Source organism: Halomicronema hongdechloris C2206 (genome assembly GCF_002075285.3).
Lineage (GTDB): Bacteria > Cyanobacteriota > Cyanobacteriia > Phormidesmidales > Phormidesmidaceae > Halomicronema_B > Halomicronema_B hongdechloris.
Genome location: NZ_CP021983.2, coordinates 222,394 through 237,532, shown reverse-complemented (window position 1 = coordinate 237,532; position 15,139 = coordinate 222,394). Strand labels below are relative to the sequence as shown.

The window sequence follows — 15,139 nt, the reverse complement described above, 5'->3', positions numbered from 1 at the left end:
ATAACCGCATGGGGGAACAAAATCTGAGAGACTAGGAAGGACATGTTAACCCTGGGCCCAAGGCGGGTAGGCAATGGGAACAGGGAGGAATGATCGCTGCCACGCTGGACTTCCGCTGCCCTTTAATGTCTATACTTTAATGCCTATACTTTAATGCCTATAGTTGCAGGAATGTCTATAGTTGCAGGCATTCCCCAAGCTACTGACAATGGAGGGCTAGATGTCATTTAGGATGACTTACGTAGGGAGAGATGGCTCAGCGTCTTGACGGTAAAGCACTAGCTCAGGAGATTCAGCTAGCATTGGCCCAACAGGTGAAAACCTTAACGGCAAAGACTGGTCGGCCTCCAGGGCTAGCTGTGATCATGGTGGGCGATGACCCGGCCAGTGCTACCTACGTCCGCAATAAACATCGAGCTTGCGATCGCATCGGCATTGCCTCCTATGGCAAGCACTTACCAGCCTCTACACCCCAGACAGAGCTACTAAACTACATTCAGCAGCTGAATCAGGACGATCGCGTCGATGGCATCTTACTGCAACTTCCTCTACCTCAGGATTTAGACGCCGTCACCCTGCTCAATAGCATTGCCCCCGACAAAGACGTCGATGGCCTACATCCCATCAACATGGGTAGATTGCTTCGGGGAGAACCCGGTCTGCGTAGCTGTACCCCGGCCGGAGTGATGCACTTACTGCAGACCTACGATGTGCCCATAGCCGGTCGCCACGCCGTCGTTCTCGGGCGTAGTATTCTGGTGGGCAAACCCATGGCCCTGATGCTCTTAGCCGCCAATGCCACCGTTACCATTGCCCATTCCAGCACTCGGGATCTCGTCGCCGTGACCCGTCAGGCTGATATTTTGGTGACAGCAGTAGGGCGTCCTCATCTCATCACCGCCGGGATGGTCAACCCAGGTACCACCGTTATCGACGTTGGCATCAATCGGGTTGAACACCCCAACGGCAAAGGCAAGCTAGTCGGGGATGTAGACTTTGCTGCTGTGGAGCCTTTAGTGCAAGCCATTACCCCCGTGCCTGGGGGAATTGGTCCCATGACGGTTGCCATGCTGTTACAGAATACGGTATTGAGCTATTGCAAGCGTTTTCACATAGATGGTTAGTGGTTTCTCCCGCATTTGTTAGTCGCCTGTTTTACTTCTAACTTCACCATGGTGTTGACCAACTCTCGTGATCCTTACGCATCCTCCTTTAACCTCTCCGACTATCTGCAAGAGCGTCGTCGCCAGGTAGAGGTGGCCCTCGATCAGGCCCTGCCGGTTATCTATCCCGAAACCATTTACGAAGCCATGCGTTATTCCCTTATGGCAGGGGGTAAGCGCTTACGCCCTATTCTCTGTCTGGCCACCTGCGAACTGGCCGGCGGCACGATTGAAATGGCCATGCCCACTGCCTGTGCCCTGGAAATGGTGCATACCATGTCCTTAATTCACGACGATTTGCCGGCCATGGATAATGACGACTATCGGCGCGGGCGATTAACTAACCACAAGGTCTATGGCGACGGGGTGGCAATTTTGGCTGGGGATGCCTTGTTGACCTATGCCTTTGAATATATTGCTTGCCACACCAGAGGGGTGCCGGCTGAACGCATCTTGGCGGTTGTCAGTGACCTTGGCAAGGCCGTCGGTGCCGCCGGATTAGTCGGGGGGCAATACGTTGATTTGGCCAGCGAAGGAGATCCAGACATTTCCTTGGACACCCTAGACTTTATCCATACCCACAAAACGGCTGCACTGCTGGGGGTTTCCGTCACCTCTGGAGCCATTTTGGCCGGAGCCTCTGATACTGATATAGAGCATCTTTCACGCTATGCCCAGCGTATCGGGTTGGCCTTTCAAATCGTAGATGATGTGCTAGACATCACCGCCACAGCTGAAGAGTTAGGCAAATCGGTGGGCAAAGATCTTCGGGCTAAGAAGGCCACCTATCCTAGCTTCTGGGGCATTGAGGAATCTCGCCAGCAGGCCCAGCGCTTGGTAAATGAGGCTAAAGCAGAACTCCAAAACTTTGGGGAATTACGGCAGCCACTTGAGGCTATTGCTAACTACATTACAACGCGCACGTATTAGCCTCCGTCAATATCCTAGACACCATGCAAAACTTCAGCGACATCATCAATAATCATGTGCTTCTGGTGGCGTTGGTAGCCTGCTTACTGGCCCAAGTGGTCAAGGCACTGATCGAATTTGTTCGGCATCGCAAAGTCAACTTGCGCGTATTAGTCGAAACCGGCGGCATGCCTAGTGCCCATTCGGCCTTAGTGACGGCCCTGGCCTGCGGCATTGGCCAGACCCTAGGCTGGTCGAGCCCGGCCTTTGCCGTAACCTCGGTGTTTGCCATCATTGTCATGTACGATGCTGCCGGAGTGCGGCAAGCTGCCGGTAAACAGGCCCGAGTGCTGAATCAGATTATCGATGAACTGTTTCAGGAAAAGCCTGAATTCAACGAAGATCGGTTGAAGGAATTACTGGGGCACACCCCCTTTCAGGTGATCGTAGGTTCGATGCTGGGGGTCGTGGTTTCCTGTTTAGCATCCCCTGCGTATTGAGGCGATCCCCATTAGACCCCATTCATTAATCGCCAATAGCGACCTCTGAGGTCAGCACCATGACCTCGAGACCACTGACGATAAAACTAGCTAGCCCGGCATCGCTGAGGCGGCGTAGGAGGGCGGTGGCGGCTTCGGGATCGTTGCTCTGCTGAGCCAGTAGGTAGGGGCGTTGCTGATAGACCACCAGGCCCACCGGTTGCCCTAACAGCGATCGCACCTCAGTGGCTACTTGCGGCTGATTGGCATAATCCACCAAGATGGCATAGCCTGCGCCCAGAGGTTCCGGTTGGTACGAGGGAAGATCGGGGCTAGTCGCTTCCGGCTCTGGAGTCGTGGTAGAGACAGGCTCGGTGGCCGGGCGAGCAACGAAGGCCTGCAAGCCCTCGACTTCGGTCATGTATTGAGCCCAGGCATTGGCGTTTTCAAGACTGGTGAAGCCTCCGGCTCGTACCACCGTATCGTTGAGATAGCTGCAGACCATGGCTGAGTTACTGGGAGGCAGTACTGCTTGTACCTGTTCGCGCTCAGCCTCGGAGTCGCCTCGCACCAGCAGCAAGTATTCGTTACTGGCCGGTGGTGGACAGGGAGGGAACTCGGCGGCGAGGGCGGTGGTGCCGAGCAGGCTGAAGACGGCAGCACTGCCAAGGCTAAGAGATGGCCAAACGTAACCCACAATGTTCTCCATGGAATGCGACGATGGACGATGATGAAGATGTCTGAGCTGACCACCAGTTGCGGTGGTGTCTGCTGATCTGCCCTTGGCAACCAGGCCCTAGCCGGGGAGTAAGGGGGCAGGCAGATTAGCGATGTCTGCCATTAGGTATTAGGTATTAGGTATTAGGAGACCGCTTCCAGCGAAGCGAGGGGCTCGGGAATGGTGTCAGACGGGGCCTCAAAACTACCCACTGCCACGTATTCTAACCGCAGTTTTAACCAAGTAATGAAGGACTGATTGGTGGAGACGATGGCGGCGGCGGGTTGGGGACAATTGGCTCGCACCTCTGCCAGCTCTGGTGCTTGCAGAAAGGCGGGTTGCTTGATTAACCAGAAATCAATTGGCCGGTTCTGCTCCTGGTAATGGCGGGTACGCTCCCGCAGCACCTCGTCTAGGGGTTCTTCCTCAATCAGAAAGCGCTGACTTGCGATCGCATAGTAGTAAGTCTGCATGGTTCCGTAACCCGTTCCTGTTCTTGAACACGACCTTGTCTATCAGAGCCACCCTGGCTGCCAGTTATCCGTTACCGTGGATGACCTGTTTCATATCCTGCACGGCTCGTTCTAAGCCCACCAACACCGCTCGACTAATGATGGTATGGCCGATATTGAGTTCCTCAATTCCGTCCAGGCATGCCACCGCGTAGGTGTTCCAGTAAGTCAGTCCATGGCCAGCATTCACTCGCAATCCCAGCTCCAGGGCTTGATGGCATCCGCTTCGTAGCACCTCAAGGGCCTGGGCCTGGGCTAGCTCTGTCTTAGCCTCGGCATAGGCACCAGTATGCAATTCAATGAATTGGGCCTGAACATCGGCAGCTGCCTTAATCTGGGGGGTATCCGCATCGATGAATAGGCTGACTGGAATCCCGGCTGCTTGCAGGGTAGCCACCACCTCCCCAACGCGCTGTCGCTGACCAGCCACATCTAGCCCTCCCTCCGTGGTCACCTCCTGGCGTCGTTCCGGCACTAAGGTGATGTAATCAGGCTGAATATCTAAGGCAACAGCTACCATCTCATCGGTGGCAGCCATCTCCAGATTGAGATGGCTGCGGACGGTTTGCCGCAGTAAGCGCACGTCCCGCTCTTGGATATGCCGTCGATCCTCCCGCAGGTGGACCGTAATGCCATCGGCCCCTCCTAACTCAGCCAAGACAGCGGCAGCGACTGGATCCGGCTCCACGGTGCGACGAGCCTGGCGCAGGGTGGCAACATGATCGATGTTGACGCCGAGGGTGGGCAAGCGAGGATCTCCTAAAACAACGCCTAATGATTGTATCTCAGACCAGCCAATCGGCTAACAGAGACATGAACGACTCTTGGTGGCTCTTCCTGTGGAGCTTGTCCCAGGAGCACTGGAGTCGATTGAGTCCCAGCAAGGGGGCGCGAGACCCGGTATTTTCCCTGATCAAACTCCAAATATCGATTTGAACGAGGTTTATGTTAACCAGGATGAAAGATCGCGATGAACCAAGTCCTGTAGCTTCAAGATATCCTCTCGATAGAGTTCAATCAGCTGCTGCCGATCTTCTGGCCGCAGGGGCTCCTGGGATTTATCCTTGGAATTCAGATTCAGCAGTTGAGCCCGGAGTCGATGTCTAGCCTGGGGCGACATCAATGGTCTAAGTATCGTAGCGGCCACCCGTCTGGCTCTATTTTCCCTACGCAGTAGCTTATTGAGCCACTGATTCTGAGGGACCTGAGCCACCTGAGCCTTACGAGATACATCTGGCCGAAAGCTGCTGTCCACCTCCAGAAATCGATAAATCTCCTGCATGAAGTCAACGGCAGATTCGCAGAGATCGTCATATAAGTAAACTCGCAACTGCTCCCGCCCAAAAATAGTATAAAAGTGTTTTAGTGGGGCATAGTAGAAGCCTTTACGAATAATGAATGACTGTTGAGCACGATACCGAATTTGCTCTGATAAGCTACGGGGTTTATCGTGGATAGCATCACGCAGATGCATCAGGTAATCAGAATAAGCACGATCGACAGGATTTCGTAAAATACAGATCAACTTCGCCTGAGGAACATATTTCTGAATCTGATCGGCTGCAGACTGATAGTGAAACAGATAATTCGGAGAGGCCTCTCCAATGGCAACCTCATCTTGGCTGGCTTGAAAAAGCTGGCAATAGGCTTCCAGCGTCCGAATCTTACCTTTATTTCTTTGGACTCGAGTAGTTGGGTCAGATTGCCAATCTCTCATCAAGAAATTGGGTTCCTTGATCGGGCTCATATAAACTTGGGGATGCCCTTTTAAGTAGTGATAAACCGAGCTGGTTCCAGCTTTCTGCACGCCAATAATCAAGAAGTTAGGCAGTTTCATCAGGCTACCGTTATACACATTAGGCTGTCGCCGCCCCCAGTGTAATCTGCCTCAGGTGGTGCGACAGGTTCGGGCAATGGCAATACAGTCAGCCAGGGAAGCATCGGTTTTGATGGCATTGGGATCGAGATGGGTGACCGTGGCCCGAAAGGTGCGATCGCATAGTCCCCGAATCAGGGCAGCCCGCGGTGGAATATCCAGCGCCCCCCGGCGTCCAATTTCCCCCAAGGTAAAGAAGTAGGGAGGCATCGTCGCCTCAGCCACCATCACCTCCAGCATCTTAGCCACCGACATCCAACCCCACTCTTGGGCCAGGGCTGTCATCGCCTGCAGTGTAGTCACATCGTGTAAAGGCCCCAACCACTGGGGGCCACTGAGACTTAAGGGGCGCTCGATACACCTGGGGCAGCGGGCACGGCTTAGCCGGCGCCAACCCACCACCTGAAACTCGCCACAGTCAGGGCAATAGCCGATAAACCCATAGCCTTTGCCATCCCACCGCCGTTGCCGCAGCCGCACCATGACTCGATGCACCTGCCCCTGGAACAGGGAAAATACAGGCTCAAGGCTCAACCCCTTAGCTGCCGCCTGCTGTAATGTCGCCCCAATCATCAGCCTTAGACCTTGCTCATGCCCAGCCGGATGAGCTCGAGCATAGGCGCCATACACCGCCAAACTGCGGCTCGGTTCCCGGCCACTGGTGGTGCGCCCATCGGTACTGGTCAGGTAGAGTAGTCCCCCGATGCGAGTAGCCCATAGCCCCGTGGATAAATAGGGAGTTGGGCTGCCAAAACAATCAATGTCCACCAGGTCATAAAAATCCTGCTCCTGGTAGCAGCGACAGAAAACTCGATTAGCCTCCCAGTGGGTAATGCGATAGGAGCCGGGCTGCAGCCCTCGATTCAGGTTTTGTCGCAGCATGTCCCCCACCTCAGGATTGCCCTCGTTGGCCCAAATCCAATCGGCTGCCGCCTCTTGCTGATAGCGTAGAGACCGCACGCCACAGCCTGTCATCGCATCCAAGACTCGCAATTGACCGCGCTGCTGGCGATAGCACGCTGCGGCTAACACCGCTAAGTCTCTGGCTAGACGACTGTGGGGGCGATAGAAGGCATCGCCAACTTGAAATCGACTCCGACCTTCCTGATGCCAATCGCTCACGTTACCTGAGCAACAATCTCGGCTAGGGTCGTTTCTAGACCAGCCTTGTCTTGCTCCGTAATCACAAACACTTCTTGAACTGTCTTGCCTCGACGAGCGATGAGCTTATATCCACCTCGGATGGGCACCGAGACCTTGATGCGTAATGTGGGCGAGTGCCCACGCACCTTGGCAATTTCGCCAGGTGTCACCGTCCGGATCCCGGGATAGGCTACCAACCTTTCCAGAATGGGGATCAACCCTGGCAAGTGGGTGGAATGGTTCCAAACTAAGCGCCCATCCGAGGATTTACCCATGAATTTCCTAAGCTTTCTCCAATGGCGCCATGGTCAGTCCGGCTCGACTGAGTTGACTGTGATATAGCTCAGCTTGCTCTAGGGGACCAATCCAAACAATGGCCTGCCCCTCATTGTGAATCTGGTGCGTTAATTCCCAGGCCCGGTCACCATTCATGCCAGGGATATACTTCATCAAGCACTCAGCCACATGCTGAAATGTATTGAAATCATCATTCAGCACGATGATCTTGTAGTTGGGGTAAGGCTTGCGGGTGACTTGGCGGGACTTTTCAGGAGCAACGGTTGGGGCGGCTGACGTTGCTTTGGGAGCTACTGAAATTACCGCAGTCATAGGCTTATCTATCAACGCTCAAGTGGGTAACATCAAACGAGAACCGATATCCATAAGTTTATACAATTTGGCTCAGATCCCGAATTAACTAGCAAAACCTATAGATAACAAGACAAACAATGAGTCACCGGGTTGTGGGTTCCGACGCTTGACCAAGGGCACTCAATTTGAATAGTCAACTACCAGGCATCCGCTAGTTGCCTCGGGTACAGCACCACCTATTGACAGACGCCACTATAGCTACCCTGGGAATGGGGATGGGTGATTAGCAAGATCGCCTGGTATGGATAGATAGATCATAACAACCGACGATTCGGAAGCGCACTGTAGCACCCTTCTTGCTAAGCCAATGCCTCGCCAGTAGTCACCGACGAGGCCCATCGACATATCGCTCCAGATACCCCCTAAATGGGGTGTTTTCATTAGGCTGTTACTAAATTCTCTGGAGAGGGAACTGCGGTTGATGTCTGTTGCATCTGCCCTAACACAGCGATGACGTTGCTTTTGGCATCGCCAAACAACATGCGAGTGTTATCCCGGTAGAACAGCGGATTATCTATGCCAGCGAATCCAGGCGAGAGGCTGCGCTTCAGAACCACCACATTGGCCGCTTTCCACACTTCCATCACCGGCATCCCGGCGATGGGACTGTTGGGATCTTCCATGGCAATCGGGTTGACGGTGTCGTTAGCACCAACCACCAACACCACATCGGTTTCCGGCAAATCATCACTGATCTCATCCATTTCCAAGACGATGTCGTAAGGGACATTGGCCTCTGCCAGCAACACATTCATATGGCCGGGCATGCGACCAGCTACGGGATGGATGCCGAAACGGACCTGTTTACCCTGTTGCCGCAGGAGTTTGGTAATCTCTGCGATCCCATGTTGGGCTTGGGCCACAGCCATGCCATAACCCGGCACAATTACCACGCTGTCAGCGGCATCTAATAGTTCGGCGGTTTCCAGTGGCGAGGTGGCGGTAACACTGTCGGCGGAACCAACGGCTTGCCCTGAAGCGGTGCTAGCGCCTTCGCCGAAGCCTCCTAGTAGCACGTTTAGGAAAGAACGGTTCATGCCCTTGCACATAATGTAGCTGAGGATGGCACCGCTACTGCCCACCAGGGATCCGGTGATAATCAACAGATCATTGGAGAGCATGAAGCCCGCTGCTGCAGAGGCCCAGCCAGAATAGCTATTGAGCATGGAAATGACCACCGCCATATCGGCCCCGCCGATGGCCATGACAATGTGAACGCCCAGAACGGCAGAAATTGCTGTCGTGATTGCCAGGGGGACGAGTCCGGTGATGCCGCTACCGCTCATAAACGGAACAGCACAACCGATGATTCCGGCTAGCATGGCGATGTTGAGCAAGTGACGGATGGGCAGTAGCAGGGGTTTGCTAGGGAGAATGGCCCGCAGTTTGCCCACAGCTACCATGGAGCCAGTGAAGGTAACCATGCCGATGAATACGCCGAGATAAATTTCGATTTTATGGATGGCAATATCAATTCCTGTTAGCCCCCCACTGGGTTGCAGGTATTCGGCAAAGCCCACCAGCACTGCCGCCAAGCCGACGAAGCTATTGAGTAGAGCCACCATTTCAGGCATGGCTGTCATCGCCACGCGGGCAGCGGCAACTACCCCGATGATGATGCCCAGCATTAGAGTCAAGGCTAAGACTACATAGCCTTGGGCAGCTAAAGCCGTGGCCAGGAAGGCAATGGCCATCCCGACGATGCCATAGATATTACCCCGCTTGGCAGTTTCCTGGTAGGAGAGGCCACCTAAACTAAGGATGAAGAGAGCGCTGGCTGCAATGTAGGCAACCGTTTGCAAGTTACTAGACATAGATTTCGAAGATAGTGGACGGTTAGGAGTCAGTCGCGACAGATCACCACACTGGAGATGACCAGTGTTGGGGGTAGCGCAGAGCGACTATTTGCGGAACATGTTCAGCATGCGTTGGGTCACCAAAAAGCCACCGGCAATATTAATGGTGCCGAGTAGTACTGCGATCGCACCTAGAATAGTCGTCGGCGAGGTCAAATCATTGGAGATTTGTAACATCCCGCCAATGATGATGATGCCGCTAATAGCATTAGTCACACTCATCAGGGGAGTATGCAGCGACGGTGTTACATCCCAGATCACCTTCCAACCTAAAAAGCAGGCCAGCACAAATACCGTCAGATGAGACAAAAATGACTCCGGTGCCCAGCGACCGACAGCCACTAACGCTATTCCAACTAAGCCTAGGCCGACCACTTGCCGGACCATCTGCCCCCGTTTAGGCGACTCTACCACCACTTCAGGAGGCTTTTCTGGAGTTGATTTCGGGGCAGATGGTGCCGGAGTACTGGGTTTTGGTGGGGGCCAGGTGATCTCACCGGCATGGATGACGGTGGTGCCACGAATCACCTCATCGCTCATGTCCACCGAAAAGTCTTGGGATCCGCCTAAATCATTGAGCAGGTGATATAGATTATTGCCATAAAGTTGACTAGCCTGAGCGGCCATGCGACTGGGCAGATCGGTCAGGCCTACAATCGTGATGCCCTGATGGGTGTACACCTCGCCCGGATGAGTCAGCTCGCAGTTTCCCCCCTGCTCAGCCGCCAGATCGACGATGACAGAACCGGGCTTCATCGCTTCCACCATGTCTCGGGTAATCAACAGCGGCGCCTTTTTGCCGGGGATCAACGCAGTGGTGACGATGATGTCCACATCCTTGGCTTGATGAGTGAATAAAGCCATCTCTGCCGCTATAAATGCCTGGCTCATCTCTTTGGAGTAGCCTCCTTCACCACTGCCATCTTCCTCTAGATGCAGCTCCAGAAATTCCGCCCCCATGCTGGCCACTTGCTCTTTCACCACCGGGCGAGTATCAAAGGCCCGCACGATAGCCCCCAGCCCTCGAGCCGTGCCAATGGCAGAAAGGCCCGCCACTCCAGCACCGATAACGAGAACTTTAGCCGGTGGCAGCTTTCCTGCAGCTGTGATCTGTCCCGTAAAGCAGCGGCCGAAATGATTGGCGGCCTCAATGATGGCCCGATAGCCGGCGATATTGGCCATGGAGCTGAGGGCATCCATTTTCTGCGCCCGGGAGATGCGAGGCACAGTATCCATGGCCAGAACAGTGGCTTCACGACTGGCCAGATGGTTCATCAAGGCGGTGTTTTGAGCGGGCCCGATGAAGCTAGCTAAGGTTTGCTCCGGACGTAACAGGTCCGCCTCATGGATATCGAGCTCTGGATGAAACTGGGGCGGTCGTACCTTTAGCACAATATCGACTTGTTGCCATAGAGACTTGGCATCACTGACGATATGGCAGCCCGCCGCCTCGTAGGCCGGATCCGGGAAAGTGGCAGCAACCCCTGCTCCCTGCTCGACGAAAACATCGAAGCCTAATTTGCGCAGCTTCTTGACCGTATCTGGGGTGGCGGCAACACGACATTCGCCTGCTGCAACTTCTTTGGGGATACCGATCCGCATGGGTACGATCCCCTCTGGCGATTGAGCCGGGTTGTCTGATGTATCAATCGCGATGGTCATGGATATCCTTCCAAAGTAAATAGATGGTCAATCTGGGGTACGTAACTGTTTGAATACGCCTCAAGGGCTCTAAGCGGTTAGAGTACACCCAGGGGATAGACTCATCACCAACAGGTTGAATCGTCGCCCCTTGGAGAGGCTAGACACGAGAGGCCTCAGTCTAGGTCCGATAATGTTGGTGGGAAATTCTATCTGCTGAGTTACTAGCTGCTAAACCATGATTGGGTGTGCGGCTATCTGCTGACTACTCACCTCGCAGAAGTAGCACACATTACAAAAGCTGGCGCAGAATAACACTCCACTCTGGCATGCATCCTAAACCGCCGAGTCGGCTATCTGCCGTTTTTTTCAACAAGGTTTTAGGAATAGGCGGCTAGGGTCACAACCTCATGACTTTGTAAATTTATACCAAGCGCTGATGCCGCCCCAGGGGGCCCTGCCATACCAACTGAGACGGACGACTGCTCCTATTTACTTGGCTCTACTATTGCTTGGCTCTACTATTGCTTGGCTCTACTCCCTGATAGCAGGCTATGGCGACGACTCTGCTGGAGCAGCGATGGCGGGCTATGGTCCAGGCAAGTCCCCTTTCAGAGAGGCGACAACATAGACTGGAGAAAGGCCTATGCCTATCGGGTCGGACTGCTGACAGGCCAGCCCCATCTCAGGGAAGTTGGCTCGATGCTATAATGATTGGCTGGGACAATAGAGGAATCTGGCAACCCTATTGGCAAGACCAGGCACTTTTTTGAGCTGGTTCCAGTCATGACTAGGTGATATGGATGCTGGATGTCCTAGAAGGTTGACGGAATAGACGATGGCCTAGGGATTGTGAGGGCTATCTCCGTCTTCTTAGGCCCAGGGAACTTTGTGAGGAGGTAGTTTTCATGGTCGCACGACGGATTCAACGATATTTGGCAATTGGCATGGCAGCTGCTGGGCTTGCGATCGCAACGGGGCTAGAGCTAGCGGCTCCCCCCACTGGACTCGCCCAGAGTACCACTGACGGCTTTACCCTTTTTGGTGGCCTCGATCCAGAGCTACGCCTAGGCTATAACATCGACTATAATAAGCCCCGCAGTACCCGCACCCGCCTGTATCTGCAAGTGCGGGCCGAGAAACTGCCCCGAGAGGCTCTAGAACTAGAAATCGAGTTGCCTGAGTCTTTCTTCGAGAAAAATGGGTCCTTCGACCGCTCGCGGGTGGAGCTGCGAGAAGGTACCTGGCGTGGCGGAGATAATATCCCCGTGAGTGAAGTAGTCTGGGACGAAGACAGCCTCACCCTAGAAATCTATCCAGAACAACCTTTAGCTCCTGATTCCAGCTTTGTCATTGTCATTGACCGAGTACGCAATCCTAACCGCTATGGTTACCACATGTTTTTGCTGAACATGCTCTATCAGGGCGATACCCAGCGACAGCTAGTAGGTGCTTGGCCCCTAGAATTGGCCGCCGAGTAACTGTCCTATTTGTTAGTTAGTCTGTGGTTAAAAGTCGAAAGGTAGGCAGGAGCTAGATTCTGGCTCCTCCTAGTCAGCTCTTTCCAGTTGCAGTTAGTACGCCCAGTTCGAATGTCCAGCCATTGCCATCAGAGGCCGGCTGGGCAACACTACTCCTTCATCTCATCCATCTCATCTCCTGACGCTCGATGGTAACATTAGAGATCGTGACTTTAATCTAGTTCCGGTTGCAGGAGAGCAAGCTATGACTAAACGAACTTTGGGAGGCACTGTCCGCAAGCGCAAGCGGACCTCTGGCTTTCGCGCCCGTATGCGTACTCAGACTGGGCGTCGGGTGATTCGGGCTCGCCGCAGTAAGGGACGGGCTCGCTTGGCCGTTTAAATCTAGGGATCAGCTGAGTTGGGAGCTTCTCAGAGAGATGCAATAGCTATTGGCCTAGTTGCCCTTGAGGGGCTAGTACGCCAAGGCAGAAGTAGGAAGACAGAAGGCAGAAAGGGCGATCCTGATAAGTGCAGCCTTTCCACGCTAGTCAATAGAGGCATAATTTCTGCCACAGAGTACTAGCTTGGTTGTGGCCCATCACACTTGGCAACATCTCCTGTTTTGTTGATCCCGCAGATCAGACCGTGGCACTACCCAAGCAACATCGGCTGCGGCACTTCAAGGAGTTTGCGCAGGTATATCGTCACGGTCGGCGGGCCAAATCTCCACACTTATCCGTACGAGTTTTAGATGCCGTCGACCCTGCTCTCGCTCGAGAGTCTGCCCAGCCATTCGATCTCCAGCCCCAGACACAGCAGCCACCAAGATGCGGTATCTCCGTTAGCCAGAAGGTGAGTAAGCAGGCTGTTGGGCGTAATCTTTGGAAACGTCGTATCCGAGCGGCTTTCCAGCAGCTCTTACCTCGGCTACACCCAGGCATCACTGTGGTAATTACAGCACACCCCACCGTGCAACAGTGCGATTATCGGCAAATTTTGCAAGAATTAGAGCAGCTGTTGATGCAATTAGAGGTAATCGATGGGCATTCGTGAGGATGTTTATTATGAGGGAGGTCCCCACATTGGTGATCTCATCATCAATGTACTATTGGGCCTTACGGTAATCTGTTTGCCGCTCACCGTCGGTGCCGTTATCCGCGCCTTGTGGCTACGCTACCGCATCACCAATCGCCGTATTTCCGTCACCGGTGGTTGGCTGGGGCGTAGCCGAACAGACATTATCTACTCCGAGATTACTAAAATCGTGACCGTCCCCCGTGGTATTGGCCTATGGGGAGATATGGTTATCACCCTTCAAGATGGCAGCCGTCTGGAGCTCCGGGCCGTCCCCAAATTTAGAGAAATTTATGATTATATCAATAGTAAGCTATCCAACCGAGCCCAAGCCGTTAGCGGTGCCTTGGGTAGCTAACGATCCCAACTTAGACTGCTAAATGATAGGAATCTTCAGATAGAGTAGAGTAGACAACGCCCCATCTTGAGGCAAAGAGCGCATGGATTTTGGTATCGGTTTCCTGTCTAACAACATTATGCTGCCGATCCTGGACTTCTTCTACGGGATCGTCCCCAGCTATGGATTAGCGATTGTAGCATTAACCTTAGTAATCCGATTTGCGCTCTATCCCCTCAATGCTGGCTCCATCCGGAACATGCGACGCATGAAGGTGGCTCAGCCAGTCATGCAGAAGCAAGTCAAGGAGATCCAGGAGCGTTACAAAGACAATCCCACCAAGCTTCAAGAGGAGATGGGGAAAGTCTATAAAGAGTTTGGCAATCCTCTGGCGGGATGCTTTCCTATTCTGCTGCAAATGCCTATCCTGTTCGCCCTATTTGCAACCTTAAGGGGATCGCCCTTTGCAGATGTCACCTACGACGTTAACTTACAGATTTTTCCTCAGGAAAAGGTCGAACAAATTCAACCTCAGACATTCTCAACCTCACCTAAGACAATTTATGTCTCCGACGGTTCCCACTTCCCTATCTCAGCAGTCGTCCCAGGAGGGGACCGTCTTGTCACCGGAGAGGCCACTGATATTCGATTGCAATCTGATGAGGGTGCTGGCATTACGGAGTTGTCCCAACAATACGGTGATCAGCCTTTGAAACCCACATGGACCGTCACCAAAGGTGAAGATCTAGTATCTATTGACGAAGATGGTCATCTTACAGCTCTAGCTCCTGGTGATGTCACCGTACAAGCAAAAGTACCTGGCCTAGCTGCCAACAAAGGGTTTCTATTCATTAAAGCTCTGGGTCGAGTTGGCGTTGTAGGAGATGAAGGAGATATCCACTGGGATATTCTGTCGATGGTCCTCTTCTTTGGGATTAGCCTCTACGTTAACCAAATCCTATCTGGTCAGAGTGGTGGTAGTGGTAACCCTCAGCAGAATGCCATCAATAAATTCACTCCCATCATTTTCTCTGGCATGTTCCTTTTCTTTCCCCTGCCAGCTGGGGTGTTGATGTACATGGTGATTGCCAACGTCTTTCAGACCTTACAGTCTTTTATCCTGTCTCGGGAACCCCTGCCTGAAAACCTCCAGAAGATTGTTGACGCTGAGGCCTCCAAGTCGTCGACCAAATCATCTGACGATGGTCGTAAGCCCCTTCCCTTTGAACCAGGACATTCGAAGAAAAAAGCCTAGATTTACTAGCGAGTCGCGTCTTTAGACCCTCCCTAGGACACTTCAAGCACCTGCTAAGACCC

General features: G+C 53.4%; 17 protein-coding genes. 8 read left to right on the top strand and 9 right to left on the bottom strand.

The window, feature by feature from the left end:
• Window positions 1-251: 251 nt before the first annotated feature.
• From folD to XM38_RS01075, 3 genes are read left to right on the top strand one after another with little or no spacing between them, the layout of a single operon-like run.
• Complete coding sequence (gene folD, locus XM38_RS01085; RefSeq protein WP_080810834.1) at window positions 252-1,124, top strand: bifunctional methylenetetrahydrofolate dehydrogenase/methenyltetrahydrofolate cyclohydrolase FolD; 873 nt, start codon at window positions 252-254, stop codon at window positions 1,122-1,124.
• Window positions 1,125-1,172: 48 nt separating this feature from the next.
• Window positions 1,173-2,093 carry a geranylgeranyl diphosphate synthase CrtE gene (gene crtE, locus XM38_RS01080; RefSeq protein ID WP_080810927.1) on the top strand — a complete coding sequence of 307 codons (921 nt, stop codon included), beginning with the start codon at window positions 1,173-1,175 and terminating at the stop codon, window positions 2,091-2,093.
• 23 nt (window positions 2,094-2,116) lie between these two features.
• Window positions 2,117-2,572, top strand: coding sequence for a divergent PAP2 family protein (locus tag XM38_RS01075; RefSeq protein WP_080810836.1), 456 nt, complete (start codon window positions 2,117-2,119; stop codon window positions 2,570-2,572).
• Window positions 2,573-2,597: 25 nt separating this feature from the next.
• Here XM38_RS01075 and XM38_RS01070 read toward each other — a convergent pair whose 3' ends face one another.
• The 9 genes from XM38_RS01070 to pntA all read right to left on the bottom strand — a co-directional run bounded on the left by XM38_RS01070 (window position 2,598) and on the right by pntA (window position 10,969).
• On the bottom strand, window positions 2,598-3,248 hold the full coding sequence (locus tag XM38_RS01070) for a hypothetical protein (RefSeq protein WP_137454977.1): 651 nt from the start codon (window positions 3,246-3,248) through the stop codon (window positions 2,598-2,600).
• Between the two features lie 164 nt (window positions 3,249-3,412).
• Entirely contained in the window at window positions 3,413-3,742 is a 330-nt protein-coding gene (locus tag XM38_RS01065; protein WP_080810838.1) for an MgPME-cyclase complex family protein, read from the bottom strand.
• Window positions 3,743-3,806: 64 nt separating this feature from the next.
• Window positions 3,807-4,529 (bottom strand): pyridoxine 5'-phosphate synthase, encoded by a 723-nt coding sequence (locus XM38_RS01060; protein WP_080810839.1) that lies wholly within the window; start codon window positions 4,527-4,529, stop codon window positions 3,807-3,809.
• Between the two features lie 195 nt (window positions 4,530-4,724).
• Window positions 4,725-5,618 carry a sulfotransferase gene (locus tag XM38_RS01055; protein ID WP_080810841.1) on the bottom strand — a complete coding sequence of 298 codons (894 nt, stop codon included), beginning with the start codon at window positions 5,616-5,618 and terminating at the stop codon, window positions 4,725-4,727.
• Between the two features lie 51 nt (window positions 5,619-5,669).
• Window positions 5,670-6,779, bottom strand: a complete 1,110-nt coding sequence (locus tag XM38_RS01050) for a tRNA (guanine-N1)-methyltransferase (protein ID WP_080810843.1) — start codon at window positions 6,777-6,779, stop codon at window positions 5,670-5,672.
• The gene (locus XM38_RS01045) at window positions 6,776-7,075 is read right to left on the bottom strand and encodes a DUF2103 domain-containing protein (protein ID WP_080810845.1); all 300 of its coding nucleotides are present in this window, start codon (window positions 7,073-7,075) and stop codon (window positions 6,776-6,778) included. Before XM38_RS01045 ends, XM38_RS01050 begins: the two co-directional genes overlap by 4 nt.
• A gap of 7 nt (window positions 7,076-7,082) precedes the next feature.
• Complete coding sequence (gene clpS / locus XM38_RS01040) at window positions 7,083-7,409, bottom strand: ATP-dependent Clp protease adapter ClpS (RefSeq protein WP_080810846.1); 327 nt, start codon at window positions 7,407-7,409, stop codon at window positions 7,083-7,085.
• 422 nt (window positions 7,410-7,831) lie between these two features.
• Window positions 7,832-9,265 carry an NAD(P)(+) transhydrogenase (Re/Si-specific) subunit beta gene (locus tag XM38_RS01035; protein WP_080810847.1) on the bottom strand — a complete coding sequence of 478 codons (1,434 nt, stop codon included), beginning with the start codon at window positions 9,263-9,265 and terminating at the stop codon, window positions 7,832-7,834.
• A gap of 87 nt (window positions 9,266-9,352) precedes the next feature.
• A complete protein-coding gene (gene pntA / locus XM38_RS01030; protein ID WP_080810848.1) occupies window positions 9,353-10,969 on the bottom strand; it encodes a Re/Si-specific NAD(P)(+) transhydrogenase subunit alpha in 1,617 nt (538 codons plus the stop codon).
• 887 nt (window positions 10,970-11,856) lie between these two features.
• Here pntA and XM38_RS01025 point away from each other — a divergent pair.
• From XM38_RS01025 to yidC, 5 genes are all read left to right on the top strand, one after another.
• On the top strand, window positions 11,857-12,429 hold the full coding sequence (locus tag XM38_RS01025; RefSeq protein ID WP_080810850.1) for a DUF2808 domain-containing protein: 573 nt from the start codon (window positions 11,857-11,859) through the stop codon (window positions 12,427-12,429).
• 244 nt (window positions 12,430-12,673) lie between these two features.
• Window positions 12,674-12,811, top strand: a complete 138-nt coding sequence (rpmH, locus tag XM38_RS01020) for a 50S ribosomal protein L34 (protein ID WP_080810851.1) — start codon at window positions 12,674-12,676, stop codon at window positions 12,809-12,811.
• Window positions 12,812-13,056: 245 nt separating this feature from the next.
• Window positions 13,057-13,464 carry a ribonuclease P protein component gene (rnpA, locus tag XM38_RS01015; RefSeq protein ID WP_080810929.1) on the top strand — a complete coding sequence of 136 codons (408 nt, stop codon included), beginning with the start codon at window positions 13,057-13,059 and terminating at the stop codon, window positions 13,462-13,464.
• A complete protein-coding gene (locus XM38_RS01010; protein ID WP_080810853.1) occupies window positions 13,451-13,843 on the top strand; it encodes a PH domain-containing protein in 393 nt (130 codons plus the stop codon). The genes rnpA and XM38_RS01010 overlap by 14 nt, the downstream gene beginning before the upstream one ends.
• An 82-nt stretch (window positions 13,844-13,925) precedes the next feature.
• Window positions 13,926-15,077, top strand: a complete 1,152-nt coding sequence (gene yidC, locus XM38_RS01005; RefSeq protein WP_080810855.1) for a membrane protein insertase YidC — start codon at window positions 13,926-13,928, stop codon at window positions 15,075-15,077.
• The last annotated feature ends 62 nt before the right edge of the window (window positions 15,078-15,139 follow it).

What these genes read in the sequence shown, in the direction of transcription:
- XM38_RS01075 (WP_080810836.1), top strand. Translation starts at nt 2,117, where the DNA reads ATGCAAAACTTCAGCGACATCATCAATAATCATGTGCTTCTGGTGGCG.
- yidC (WP_080810855.1), top strand. Translation starts at nt 13,926, where the DNA reads ATGGATTTTGGTATCGGTTTCCTGTCTAACAACATTATGCTGCCGATC.
- pntA (WP_080810848.1), bottom strand. Translation starts at nt 10,969, where the DNA reads ATGACCATCGCGATTGATACATCAGACAACCCGGCTCAATCGCCAGAG.
- XM38_RS01025 (WP_080810850.1), top strand. Translation starts at nt 11,857, where the DNA reads ATGGTCGCACGACGGATTCAACGATATTTGGCAATTGGCATGGCAGCT.
- folD (WP_080810834.1), top strand. Translation starts at nt 252, where the DNA reads ATGGCTCAGCGTCTTGACGGTAAAGCACTAGCTCAGGAGATTCAGCTA.
- XM38_RS01045 (WP_080810845.1), bottom strand. Translation starts at nt 7,075, where the DNA reads ATGGGTAAATCCTCGGATGGGCGCTTAGTTTGGAACCATTCCACCCAC.
- XM38_RS01035 (WP_080810847.1), bottom strand. Translation starts at nt 9,265, where the DNA reads ATGTCTAGTAACTTGCAAACGGTTGCCTACATTGCAGCCAGCGCTCTC.
- crtE (WP_080810927.1), top strand. Translation starts at nt 1,173, where the DNA reads ATGGTGTTGACCAACTCTCGTGATCCTTACGCATCCTCCTTTAACCTC.
- clpS (WP_080810846.1), bottom strand. Translation starts at nt 7,409, where the DNA reads ATGACTGCGGTAATTTCAGTAGCTCCCAAAGCAACGTCAGCCGCCCCA.
- XM38_RS01055 (WP_080810841.1), bottom strand. Translation starts at nt 5,618, where the DNA reads ATGAAACTGCCTAACTTCTTGATTATTGGCGTGCAGAAAGCTGGAACC.
- rpmH (WP_080810851.1), top strand. Translation starts at nt 12,674, where the DNA reads ATGACTAAACGAACTTTGGGAGGCACTGTCCGCAAGCGCAAGCGGACC.
- XM38_RS01010 (WP_080810853.1), top strand. Translation starts at nt 13,451, where the DNA reads ATGGGCATTCGTGAGGATGTTTATTATGAGGGAGGTCCCCACATTGGT.
- XM38_RS01065 (WP_080810838.1), bottom strand. Translation starts at nt 3,742, where the DNA reads ATGCAGACTTACTACTATGCGATCGCAAGTCAGCGCTTTCTGATTGAG.